Source organism: Yersinia enterocolitica, assembly GCA_002082245.2.
In the GTDB taxonomy this organism is placed as follows: Bacteria; Pseudomonadota; Gammaproteobacteria; order Enterobacterales; family Enterobacteriaceae; genus Yersinia; species Yersinia enterocolitica_E.
Map to the genome: position 1 here is coordinate 3,040,084 of NBTC02000002.1, position 12,399 is coordinate 3,052,482.

Genomic DNA, 12,399 nt, shown 5'->3' on the forward strand with positions numbered 1-12,399 from the left:
AAATCCCGATGAACTTGCGCAATCAAGCGATTCGGGTGACCAATCGGCAGATTTGAATGCTGATTGCTGCGGTCTGGAGTGAGTCACGAACGCCGCTAACCCCCTGCGGCCTCAATAGCCAAGGGTTACTTTTAGCCTAAACAGGAGCATGAAATGGTTACACTGGAAGACGTCGCGGTATTAGCCGGGGTTTCCCGCGCTACGGTTTCCCGCGTGGTCAACGGTGATACCAATGTCAAAACCCTGACCCGCGAAAAGGTTGAACAAGCGGTCGCGGTATTGGGTTACACCCCAAACCCTGCCGCACGTGCACTGGCTTCCAGCCAAAGTAATACCTTGGGGTTGGTGACAACCTCATATCGCGGTGGCTTTTTTGGCGCGTTGATGGACTTCGTACAAACCGAAACAGAATCACAGGGTAAGCAGTTATTGGTCACCCAAGGGCGGGATAATGCTGATAAAGAGTGGCAGGCAATTCAGCGCCTGTATAACTTACGCTGCGATGGTTTAATCCTCCATGTACGTTTTCTCAGTGACGAGAAACTGCAACAACTTGCAGCGGCAGGCCGGTCATTTGTGTTATTAGACAGGATGGTTCCCGGTCTTGAATCCCGCTGTGTGACCTTTGATCACCGGCATGCGAGTCAGATGGCGACTCAGGTACTTATCGATGCAGGCCACCGTCATATTGCCTGTATCAGTGGTTCTTCTCAGCGCTATTCCAGTGTGTTACGCCGTCAGGGTTTTTTGGATGCCATGCAACTCGCAGGTTTAGAACCTACCGCCTGTGTGGAAGGCGTTTACGATCTGGAAAGTGGCTATCAACGCGCGGACGAGATCTTAAAGCGGCCTCGCCTACCAACCGCTATCTATTGCTGTAACGAAGAAATGGCAATCGGCGCGCTGTTGGCTATTAATAAACACCATTTGCAGGTGCCACAGGACATTTCATTGATTTGCTATGACAGTGGCGAACGCGCTCCTTTTGTTAGTCCGGCATTAACCAGTCTGCATTTCCCGATTGTTGGAATGGCGCAATTCGCCACCCAGTTGTTGATTAATCCGCAGCTCCCCAGTGCCAGTTTCCCGCCAACAATTATTATGCGCGATTCTGTTATGCCACCGAAACAACTCCGCTAGTCAGCCCCGGTGGCAAGTTATCGCTCTTTCCTGCTTATCTCTCTTTTCGTTCATGAAGATAGCGAATGTTATTGGCGTTGCTGGCACAGAATAAACCTTATCAGAGGCTCATCACCCGCATCACTCACATGAATAAGTGATGCGACTGCGTGCCTAACACCCCTATTGCTTCACGTACCAAGGGTCGCTCTATTAAAACGTCACATTCAACTTTGCCCAAAGAGTTCGACCCGGCTCATTCAACGACGTATTAGCCGAGTACCCAAATCCACTATTACCGGCCAGATTGAGGTGCTCGCTGTACGCTTTATTCAGTAGATTATCGATACCAGTGCTGACTTTGACTTGTTTTGTAACCTTGTAAGCCACATTGGCAGACAGCACACCGAAGCCCGCACTATCAGCAAAGTCTTTACCTACCACATTCCCTTCGTTAATCGCGACCCGGTGCTGGCTGCTGACTAACCGCCATAATGCCGTGCTGCTCCAATCCCCTGCTTCAAACGTCAATCCTAACCGTGCTTCAAGGGGAGGGATTTGCGGCAACGGACGATGATTACTGGTATTTTTCCCCCAGGCATAAGCCAGGCTGGCGTCAGCTTTCCAATTGTCGTTAAAGGCATAGCCGGCCCCCATCTCACCCCCCATAATAGTTGCGTTGATATTATCTGCCTGACTGATGCGCAGATTGTTCGGGTCATACTTGAACAAAATGAAATCATTGACCCGACCAAGATAAGCAGAGACCCAACTGTTGAGCTGCTTACCATTGTATTGCGCGCCAATATCAAGTTGAGTGGTCTTTTCACTCTTCACCCCCTCAAAAGCACTGCTGGAGCCAACAGGCCCGAACGTCGGCGAAAATAGCTCCCAATAATCAGGAAAACGCTGCGTATGGCCCAAACCGGCGTACCACATCACCGGTAAGTCAGCCAGATTATGCTCAAAACGCATGAAACCGGCGGGGAGCGTTGCAGAGCGTGTCGGTTGAAAAGCACGGGCATAATTGGTGACTTCATGATGGTCAATGCGGGCACCGGTAATCAGTTTATCCTGATCGCTGGCACTCCAGGTCAGTTCGCTAAACAAGCCGTTGCTGGTAAAGCGAGCATCTTTATCCCAATGGCCTTGTTTATTTTTACGGTGCGTATTGGTTTGCAAATCAGTACCCGCCTCCAATTTCAGATCCCGCCACAACCAAGTGCCCATGACCCGGCCCCCCATCGTGCGCCGGTCCACATTACTGGACATCGCCATCATCGGTGGTGTGCGTAAGGTATTGTTATCCATAATGTGATTGGCATAATTGTAGTAGACTTTGGCTTCAATTTTATCCAACACGTCACCGATATTTGTTTTTTCAAAGCGTGCGCCCAGACTCTCGCGCAAGAACTGGGAACCGTCCATACCGCGCCCGGCATACCTTGCTTCACCGTCACCTTTACCCGCCGTTAGCTCGAGCAACGTATCGCTGTCTGGTGTCCAGCCCACGGCGATATCGGCATTCCATTTATCCCATTTCGAGGGCACCCGCGCCCCATTGCCATCTTTGTAATCACCAGCCTGAGACTGATTACCCATCATGCGCAAATAGCCTTGCTCGTTACCTAAACTGGTATCGAGATTTTTATCCCAGCGACCATTAGAGCCCACCAATAGACTGGCATTCCCTTTGATGCCCGCCTGGTCAAAGTGAGGGGGTTGCCGCTCAAACAAAATAGTACCGGCGGAAGCACCAGCCCCCCACAACACCGATTGTGGTCCCTTCACTACGGTCAGCAGGTCAAAACTCTCTGGTGAAATATAGGATGTGGGCGCGTCCATCCTTGATGGGCAGGCCCCCAGTGTTTCCCCACCATCTGTCAGAATTTTTATCCGTGAACCAAACATGCCACGGAACACCACATCCCCATTGGTACCCCCATTACGGATTTGCGAGAAACCGGGGATAGTTTTCAGATAGTCAGCCCCATCACTGGCGGGAACAGGTTGGCGCGGCGCTTTAGGCGAGGTCACGATAACCAGCGGCGAATGAAGAGGCGCGCTAACAGTTATGACATCAGCATCATTGAGTTTTTTATCACTGCTATCGTTGATGGTGTTATTCGCCACCGGATCATGAGTCATCAGATGATCATGCGTAGCGGCAACGGTATTTAAGGCAAATACCGAAAAAGCAGCGGTTACTGCGCATGCTAATAATGTTTTTTTATAGGTTTTACTCTTGCCAGACATAATTATTCCTTGGGCAATACAAATTACTCCGGTGAGTATTTATCCACACCAGAAAAATGGTTTTTATTTTTTATCGGATTATCAGGAATAAAAGGCAGGTGGTGCGCGTGGTTGGCTCTCTGAATAGGTATCTTGAATAATTAACCAATAGATAAATAACGGCGGAGGGATCTCGGCTAACAGTAGTGCAGAGCGAATATCCGCTTTGGAAGCTGTATTCAGTAGGGGCAAATGAGTCAGTAATACACAATAACCACAAGCTGCATGATCCATCATCATGCCATCATGACCGCCTCCGGCCTGTGCGGTATTGCTATGTTGGGCCGTTGCCTGGCTCTGTTGATGGTCAGCGTGATGCGCCATATCCATAGCACAATTGGCCTTAGCAGCACTCACACTCATCGTTGAGATGGTTTTTTGCTCATACGAAAGCGCCAGTGAAACTGAAACCACCGGAGCGATAAATAACATCAGGATCGCCGCTATCCCCAACCAGGCAGAAAAGCGCCTTCTTTGATAAAGAATTTGGCTCAACGGCAGCCTATCGCCGTTGGTGTTACATCGGTGTTCACGCTTCTCATCACGATAAATTCCTTTATATCGATGAAAAAAAGAAAGTAAGGAGGATTAATTATCTGTTTTATTAATAGTTTTATACCCAAGTTACTTTGAGATGCAGGTAGACGGCAACCGAGCAAATCCCCTGCAGCTTAGATAACTAAGTGACTGGGCTGAGCAAGGGCTGCCAACACCCCTGTATCTTGAAGGGCGACCGGTATATGAGTTTTTACTGATCTACAAGCGGGGCAAATCATACCTGAAGCAACCTTAACACGACCCACACTTTAATAGAATTAAGAATCTTTATCATTTGAGGCCGCATCGTAATCTGTGACGGCTCACTATTATTCGCAATTGCTTTTCAGTCATTACATTAAAAGTTGAATGTAAATCACAAAAACTCACTATGCCTGTGCTAGGATCCGCCGCCTTAGTGCTGAAAACCGGTTTGACCTCCTTTTAGCCCTATGTCCGTTTTTAGCAATTATCTGTCTTTAACTCTTTATTTATTTGATACTGACGCACAGGCCTATTTATGAATAACAGCAATCGCATTCGGCTCACTTGGATCAGTTACTTCTCTTACGCCCTTACTGGTGCGTTAGTTATTGTCACCGGGATGGTGATGGGGAATATCGCAGAGTATTTCAATCTGCCTATTGCCAGTATGAGTAACACATTTACTTTCCTTAACGCGGGTATTTTAATCTCCATCTTCCTCAATGCCTGGTTAATGGAAATCATTCCATTAAAACGCCAGTTGGTGTTTGGCTTTATTCTGATGTTGATTGCTATCGCCGGATTGATGGTTGGCCATAATCTAATGGTCTTCTCAATCAGCATGTTCATCCTCGGGGTGGTCAGCGGGATAACCATGTCGATTGGTACCTTCCTGATAACCCATATGTACGAGGGGCGTCAGCGCGGTTCACGCCTGCTGTTTACCGATTCGTTCTTCAGTATGGCTGGGATGATTTTCCCTGTCGCCGCCGCAATGCTGCTGGCACGCCATATCGAATGGTACTGGGTGTACGCTTGTATCGGCCTGCTGTATGTCGGTATTTTTGTGCTAACACTGTGCTCTGAGTTCCCAGTTCTGGGCCACAAAGCCGCTGATCAAAGCAAACCGGTCGCGAAAGAGAAATGGGGGGTTGGCGTGCTGTTCCTGTCGATTGCCGCATTGTGCTATATCCTTGGCCAACTTGGTTTTATCCAGTGGGTACCGGAATACGCTACCAAAACGAATGGAAGGGACTTCCCCTGGATATGCGCCTGATTAACTCTTATGCAATCATGGGGTAAACATAGCCCCGGAGGGATTCGTTATGACCATCACTACTGTCGGTATCGATCTTGCTAAAAATGTGTTTGCTGTTCACTGCGTTGACCAACACGGTAAAACTGTTCTGGTTAAACCCAAAGTACCGCGTGCTGCGCTTCCTGAGCTGATTGCCAGTTTACCTCCCTGTGTTATCGGGATGGAGGCATGCTCTGGGGCTCACTACTGGGCAAGGTTGTTTCGGCAGTATGGTCATGAACCGCGCCTGATGGCAGCTAAATTTGTATCGCCTTACCGTATGGCAGGTAAATCAGGGAAAAATGATGCTGCTGATGCTCAGGCTATCTGTGAAGCTGTTCGTCGTCCGCATATGCGGTTCGTACCAGTGAAAGACGAAAGCCAGCAGGCCATGCAGTGTTTACATCGTACCCGGCAAGGTTTTATCGAAGAGAAAACAGCAACATATAATCGCCTGCGAGGGTTGATCTCTGAATTCGGCGTCATCGCTCCACAAAGTACAGATGCCCTGCGCCACATGGTATCTGAACAGAAGAAATCTTTGCCGCTTCAGGTTCAGCAATGTGTTGATGACCTGCTGAAACACATTGATCGCATTGAAAATAACGTTACTGAATATGACCGGATCCTGTCCCGCATGGCAAAAGCGGATCACCGCAGCCAACGACTGATGGAACTGAAAGGGATTGGCCCCACAACAGCCTGTGCTCTGGTCGCCAGTATCGGTAATGCACACGATTTTAAAAATGGACGACAACTGGCAGCTTGGCTGGGACTAACGCCATCGCAATATAGTAGCGGCGGAAAATCAAAGCTTGGCAGGATAACGAAGGCGGGCGATTCGTATCTACGAACGCTGTTGGTCCAGGGCGCTCGTTCAGTTCTGATTGGCGCCGAGAAAAAGACAGACTCATTCAGTCGTTGGGTTTGCTCGCTAGTTGAGCGCAGAGGATACTGGCGTGCCGTTGTGGCCATAGCGGCTAAAAATGCAAGACTGTGCTGGGCATCACTACATTATGGTGATGATTTCAGGTTGTACTCAGTGAGCTAAAGCACGAAACTGATTAACCATCTTAACTGCAACTCGTTGATGATAAAGGGTTAGACCCCGTGAGATATATCTGACTATTGTACAGGATATACGTATCCGTTAAACGAACAAGAATCTCACGAGCGTCTTTCATCAGGGTCCGAATCGATTACGATTCCTCATGACCGTTTATAGTACCGCAGTCTCTCCCCTTTAATTTTAATGACGAGCAGACAGGAACCGAAAAAACCGGTGTTGACATGCCGGGGAAGCCCTTATAGTTCAATATGGATATCAGTCAGGCTGGCCAACTGGTCAGTAACTTCTGGATCTCTTATATGATTGGGATGTGGGTGTTCAGCTTTATCCTGCGCTTCTTTGACCTACAACGCATCGTAACTGTACTGGCGGCACTGGCAACACTGGCGATGTATCTGTTTGTCAGCACCGATAACCCACAATACCTGAGCTACTACATTCTGGCGTTGGGTTTTGTTTCCAGTGCAATTTACACCACACTGATTACTCTGGGTTCATTGCAAACCAAAGTCTCTTCGCCAAAACTGGTTAACTTCATCCTGACCTGCGGTACTGTCGGTACCATGCTGACCTTCGTGGTGACTGGCCCGATTGTCGCCAACAGTGGTGTTCATGCCGCGCTGGCAACAGCAAACGGCCTGTACCTGGCAGTGTTTGTGATGTGTCTGATTCTGGGCTTCTTCACCAAGCACCGCAGCCACGGCCATGTGACTGACTGATTTATCGGTTTTACTGCCCTGCCGCCATCACGGTTGCAGGGCAGCGCCTATTTAAAATTCACTACCTCTTCCTGCCCCAGATATATGCGGCTTTCGGCTGGCTGGGTTTTGGCAATCACCATTCCATGACGAATGGAATAGTGCACTGGCACCTGTCGCCGCACGGCATCGAACCCATTTTCTGCGGGCAGAATAATCAGGTTAGCGCTATTACCTGGCTGCAAGCCATAATCAGATAAATGCATTGTCCTGGCGCTGTGGGTGGTTATCAGATTCAGCCCATCGTTAATTTGGCTATACCCCATCAACTGACAAATATGTAGCCCCATATGCAGGACTTGCAGCATATTGGCAGTGCCTAGCGGGTACCACGGGTCGAATACATCGTCATGGCCGAAGCAGACATTAATTTCTGCCGCCAACATCTCTTTAACCCGCGTAATACCACGCCGTTTCGGATAAGTATCAAAGCGCCCTTGTAAATGAATATTCACTAATGGATTGGCGACAAAGTTGATACCGGACATTTTCAACAGACGAAATAGCCGGGAAGCATAAGCCCCATTATAGGAGTGCATTGCTGTGGTGTGGCTGGCGGTAACGCGCGCCCCCATATTTTCCCGGTGCGCCAAGGCCGCCACTGTTTCAACAAAACGTGACTGCTCATCATCAATTTCATCACAATGCACATCTACCAGCCGCTGATATTTCTGTGCTAAGGCGAAGGCGATATGCAGAGATTCAACACCATATTCGCGAGTGAATTCAAAATGTGGGATGGCCCCAACCACATCAGCTCCCAGTCGCAGCGCCTCTTCCAACAGCGCGGCACCGTCGGGATAAGAGAGAATCCCCTCTTGTGGGAAAGCGACAATCTGCATATCCACCCATGGGCTGACTTCTTCTTTTACCTCTAACATCGCACTGAGTGCCGTCAGACTAGGATCGGAAACATCCACATGGGTACGGACATGCTGAATACCATTGGCGATTTGCCACTTCAACGTCTGCCATGCCCGCTGTTTAACATCCTCGCGCGTGAGCAAGGCTTTGCGCTCTGCCCAGCGCTCAATCCCCTCAAACAGAGTACCTGACTGATTCCAGCTCGGTTGCCCGGCCGTTTGGGTGGTATCCAGATGGATATGTGGCTCAATAAAAGGCGGCAATGCCAACCCACCTTGCGCATCCAGCACCCCGGCGCCAACCGTCTGCTGTTCCGGCTGCGGGCTAATAGCACTGATTTTGCCCTCCGCGATAGTTATCTGCCAAAAGCCCGCTTGCCCGGCAAGCCGCACATTATTGATAGTGGTGAGTAAGTGATTTGGTAAGGATTGCGTTGTCATCGATGCCTCCATGATCCCTTTTATATTCTGGTCATAACCAAAAGCTATTTGCTTTAGCTTACCCGACCAACAGTATGCTGCCCGATTTTCTTTTCCCGTCATTTAAAATCTAAAACTGAAACCTTTCAGCTAAAGATGAATGAAATCCGCAACTTATCAAAAATCGTTAAAAATCATCCATCTACCACCTTAGAGGTATATGGAAAGCAAATTGATTTACATCAAGAAGTGCGGTGTAGGGAGGATTACTGTAAGCGTAGAAAATTAAAAATTGAGGCAAAAATGAGCAAAGTCAAACTTGCCATCATCGGCAACGGTATGGTCGGCCACCGCTTTATCGAAGACTTATTAGATAAAGCAGATAAAGACCAATTTGAGATAACCGTATTTTGCGAAGAACCGCGCATCGCTTATGACCGGGTACATCTTTCTTCTTACTTCTCCCACCACACTGCGGAAGAGTTATCACTGGTTCGTGAAGGCTTTTATGAAAAGCACGGTGTAAAAGTGCTGGTTGGCGAACGTGCCATCACTATTAATCGCACCGAGAAAGTGATCCATTCCAACAGTGGCCGTACGCTGTATTACGACAAGCTGATTATGGCAACCGGTTCTTACCCGTGGATCCCGCCGATTAAAGGCAGTGAAGGGCAAGATTGCTTTGTCTATCGCACCATTGAAGATCTGAATGCGATTGAGTCTTGTACTCGCCGTAGCAAACGTGGCGCGGTTATCGGCGGCGGGCTGTTAGGGTTGGAAGCCGCTGGTGCCCTGAAAAGCCTTGGCGTTGAAACCCATGTCATTGAGTTTGCACCGGTATTAATGGCCGAACAGCTTGATCCGATGGGGGGTGACCAACTACGCCAGAAGATTGAACGCATGGGGGTCAGAGTCCATACAGGTAAAAATACCCAAGAAATTATTCATTCAGGCCAAAACAGCCGCAAAACCATGCTGTTTGCCGATGGTAGCCAGTTAGAAGTAGATTTTATCGTCTTCTCCACCGGTATCCGCCCACAAGACAAACTGGCACACCAATGCGGCTTAGCCACCGCGCGCCGTGGCGGTATTGCTATCAATGATTATTGCCAAACCTCCGACCCTGATGTGTACGCCATTGGCGAATGTGCCTCATGGCAAGAGCGCACCTTTGGCTTAGTCGCGCCGGGCTATAAAATGGCGCAGGTCACCGCAGACCATCTACTTGGCCGCGAAAACGCCTTCCACGGTGCCGACATGAGTGCCAAACTGAAACTACTGGGCGTGGATGTCGGTGGGATTGGTGATGCTCATGGCCGCACTGAGGGTGCTCGTAGCTACGTTTATCTGGATGAAAGTAAAGAAATTTATAAACGTCTGGTGGTTAGCGCAGATAACAAAACCCTGTTAGGGGCAGTGCTGGTGGGTGATACCACCGATTATGGCAACTTGCTGCAACTGGCACTGAACAACATCGAATTACCAGAAAACCCGGACAGCCTGATTCTGCCGGCCCATGCGGGTAGCAAACCGGCAATGGGCGTGGACTCGCTACCGGACAGCGCGCAAATCTGTTCCTGTTTTGATGTGACTAAAGGCGACATCATTCAGGCTATCGGCCAGGGTTGCCACACCGTTGCCGCACTGAAATCCGCCACTAAAGCCGGTACCGGTTGTGGCGGTTGCATTCCGCTGGTCACCCAGGTACTGAATGCCGAACTGAGTAAGCAAGGCATTGAAGTTAACCATCATTTGTGTGAACACTTTGCCTATTCGCGCCAAGAGTTATATCACCTGATTCGGGTTGAAGGGATTAAGTCCTTCGATGCCTTGCTGGAGAAATACGGTAAAGGTTACGGTTGTGAAGTATGTAAGCCAACCGTAGGGTCACTGCTGGCATCGTGCTGGAATGAGTATATCTTAGAGCCGCAACACACGCCGTTGCAGGATACCAACGATAACTTCCTCGGTAATATTCAGAAAGATGGTACCTATTCGGTTATCCCTCGCTCACCGGGCGGGGAAATCACACCGGATGGCCTGTTAGCCATTGGCCGTATCGCCAAACACTATAATTTGTATACCAAACTGACCGGCTCTCAGCGGGTGGGGATGTTTGGCGCGCAAAAAGATGACCTGCCCGCTATCTGGGCGCAACTCATTGAAGCCGGTTTTGAAACCGGACACGCCTATGCCAAAGCCCTACGTATGGCAAAAACCTGCGTTGGCAGTACCTGGTGCCGCTTTGGTGTCGGCGACAGCGTCGGCTTTGGTGTGGCGCTGGAGCATCGTTACAAAGGCATTCGCACACCGCATAAAATGAAGTTTGGCGTATCCGGCTGTACCCGTGAATGTTCGGAAGCTCAGGGTAAAGATGTCGGAATTATCGCCACCGAAAATGGTTGGAACCTGTATGTCTGTGGTAACGGCGGTATGAAGCCACGTCATGCTGACCTGCTGGCAGCGGATCTGGATGAAGAGACCCTGATGCGCTACCTCGACCGCTTTATGATGTTCTACATCCGCACCGCCGATAAGCTGCAACGCACCTCCGTCTGGCTGGAAAGTCTGGAAGGCGGCATTAATTATCTGCGCGCCGTGATCCTCGACGACAAGTTAGCTATTAACGACCAGTTGGAAGCCGATATTGCCCGCCTACGCGACAAAGTGACCTGTGAATGGAAAGTGACGGTTGAGAACCCAGCAGCACAGGTTCGTTTTGCCCACTTCATTAACAGCCCGCTACGCGACCCGAATGTACAAGTGGTACCTGAACGTGAACAACATCGCCCAGCGCGCCCAGATGAGCGTATCCCAGTCCGGGTGTTGGAATTGGAGGATAACGTATGAGCCAGTGGATTCCACTTTGTCCATTAAACGATATTTTACCCGGTAGCGGCGTATGCGGCTTGATCGGTGAGCAGCATGTCGCGGTTTTCCGCCCTTATGCTGACGAACAACTCTTTGCCATTAGCAATATAGATCCCTTCGCACAGGCCAGTGTGTTATCACGCGGATTAATCGCGGAACATCAAGGTGATCTATGGGTGGCCAGTCCGCTGAAAAAGCAACACTTCCGCCTGCATGATGGTTTCTGTCTGGAAGATGAAAGTCGCTCAGTTGCCCATTATGACGTGCGAGTTCGCGACGGCATGGTGCAAGTCAAAGCGTGATAAATAACAGTTATCCGGTCAGTACCAGATAACCATAAAATAACTCTCGATCACAGGTATGAGTATGTATACAGATACGATCAACAAATGCGCCGCCAACGCGGCTCGCATCGTCAAGTTATCAAAAGAAAGCCCGTTGGGTTTCTGGATTGGCTCAGCAATGGCCGGTGCCTACGTCGGCCTTGGCATTATTCTGATTTTCACACTGGGTAACCTAATCGATCCTGCTTACCGCCCACTGGTAATGGGAGCCACCTTCGGCCTGGCGCTGACGTTGGTCATTATTGCGGGTTCCGAGTTGTTCACCGGTCACACCATGTTCCTGACTTTCGGTGTGAAGGCCGGCACCATCAAATCCAGCCAGATGTGGGCAGTATTGCCACAAACCTGGCTGGGAAATCTACTGGGTTCCGTTTTTGTGGCTCTGCTCTATTACTACGGTGGCGGTAACCTGCTGTCGGTGGATACCAGCTTGGTACACACCGCGGCATTAGCAAAAACCTCTGCGCCCGCTATGACCTTATTCTTCAAAGGTGTATTATGTAACTGGCTGGTTTGTCTGGCGATCTGGATGGCAATCCGTGTGGAGGGTGCCGCCAAATTTATCGCTATCTGGTGGTGTTTACTGGCCTTTATTGCCTCAGGCTACGAGCACTCTGTCGCCAACATGACACTGTTTGCCCTGTCTTGGTTTGGTAATCATAGCGAGGCCTACACCTTAAGTGGCATCGGTCACAACCTGTTGTGGGTAACCCTGGGTAATACCTTGTCAGGCGCAGTCTTTATGGGCCTTGGCTACTGGTATGCCACACCACGGGAAAACCGCCCGCAACCTGCGGCAGTTAACGCGCCGCAAGCTGTGAAACAGTAACGTACTGAGAAT

General features: G+C 49.7%; 8 protein-coding genes and 2 pseudogenes. 7 read left to right on the forward strand and 3 right to left on the reverse strand.

Features of this window, described 5'->3' with window-relative positions:
* Nucleotides 1-153 precede the first annotated feature (153 nt).
* Entirely contained in the window at nucleotides 154-1,140 is a 987-nt protein-coding gene (locus A6J66_015515; protein ID PNM25462.1) for a LacI family DNA-binding transcriptional regulator, read from the forward strand.
* Nucleotides 1,141-1,332: 192 nt separating this feature from the next.
* Here the strand turns inward: A6J66_015515 and A6J66_015520 are convergent, their stop codons facing one another.
* Together A6J66_015520 and A6J66_015525 are read right to left on the reverse strand one after the other, a co-directional pair.
* On the reverse strand, nucleotides 1,333-3,378 hold the full coding sequence (locus A6J66_015520) for a TonB-dependent copper receptor (protein PNM25463.1): 2,046 nt from the start codon (nucleotides 3,376-3,378) through the stop codon (nucleotides 1,333-1,335).
* Between the two features lie 78 nt (nucleotides 3,379-3,456).
* On the reverse strand, nucleotides 3,457-3,915 hold the full coding sequence (locus tag A6J66_015525; GenBank protein ID PNM25464.1) for a DUF2946 domain-containing protein: 459 nt from the start codon (nucleotides 3,913-3,915) through the stop codon (nucleotides 3,457-3,459).
* A gap of 556 nt (nucleotides 3,916-4,471) precedes the next feature.
* Between A6J66_015525 and A6J66_015530 the strand changes: the two are divergent.
* The 3 genes and pseudogenes from A6J66_015530 (at nucleotide 4,472) to A6J66_015540 (ending at nucleotide 7,021) form a co-directional block, all read left to right on the forward strand.
* A pseudogene (locus A6J66_015530) lies at nucleotides 4,472-5,179 on the forward strand (MFS transporter TsgA).
* Nucleotides 5,180-5,261: 82 nt separating this feature from the next.
* Nucleotides 5,262-6,284, forward strand: coding sequence for an IS110 family transposase (locus tag A6J66_015535; GenBank protein PNM25465.1), 1,023 nt, complete (start codon nucleotides 5,262-5,264; stop codon nucleotides 6,282-6,284).
* 260 nt (nucleotides 6,285-6,544) lie between these two features.
* Nucleotides 6,545-7,021: pseudogene (locus tag A6J66_015540) on the forward strand (MFS transporter TsgA).
* Nucleotides 7,022-7,068: 47 nt separating this feature from the next.
* Here the strand turns inward: A6J66_015540 and A6J66_015545 are convergent.
* Complete coding sequence (locus tag A6J66_015545) at nucleotides 7,069-8,376, reverse strand: cytosine deaminase (GenBank protein ID PNM25466.1); 1,308 nt, start codon at nucleotides 8,374-8,376, stop codon at nucleotides 7,069-7,071.
* 270 nt (nucleotides 8,377-8,646) lie between these two features.
* Here A6J66_015545 and A6J66_015550 point away from each other — a divergent pair, with 270 nt between their 5' ends.
* From A6J66_015550 to A6J66_015560, 3 genes are all read left to right on the forward strand, one after another.
* Nucleotides 8,647-11,193, forward strand: coding sequence for a nitrite reductase large subunit (locus tag A6J66_015550; GenBank protein PNM25467.1), 2,547 nt, complete (start codon nucleotides 8,647-8,649; stop codon nucleotides 11,191-11,193).
* Nucleotides 11,190-11,516 carry a nitrite reductase small subunit NirD gene (nirD, locus tag A6J66_015555; protein PNM25468.1) on the forward strand — a complete coding sequence of 109 codons (327 nt, stop codon included), beginning with the start codon at nucleotides 11,190-11,192 and terminating at the stop codon, nucleotides 11,514-11,516. The genes A6J66_015550 and nirD overlap by 4 nt, the downstream gene beginning before the upstream one ends.
* A 64-nt stretch (nucleotides 11,517-11,580) precedes the next feature.
* Nucleotides 11,581-12,387: a nitrite transporter NirC gene (locus tag A6J66_015560; protein ID PNM25469.1), complete on the forward strand. Its 807-nt coding sequence runs from the start codon at nucleotides 11,581-11,583 to the stop codon at nucleotides 12,385-12,387.
* The last annotated feature ends 12 nt before the right edge of the window (nucleotides 12,388-12,399 follow it).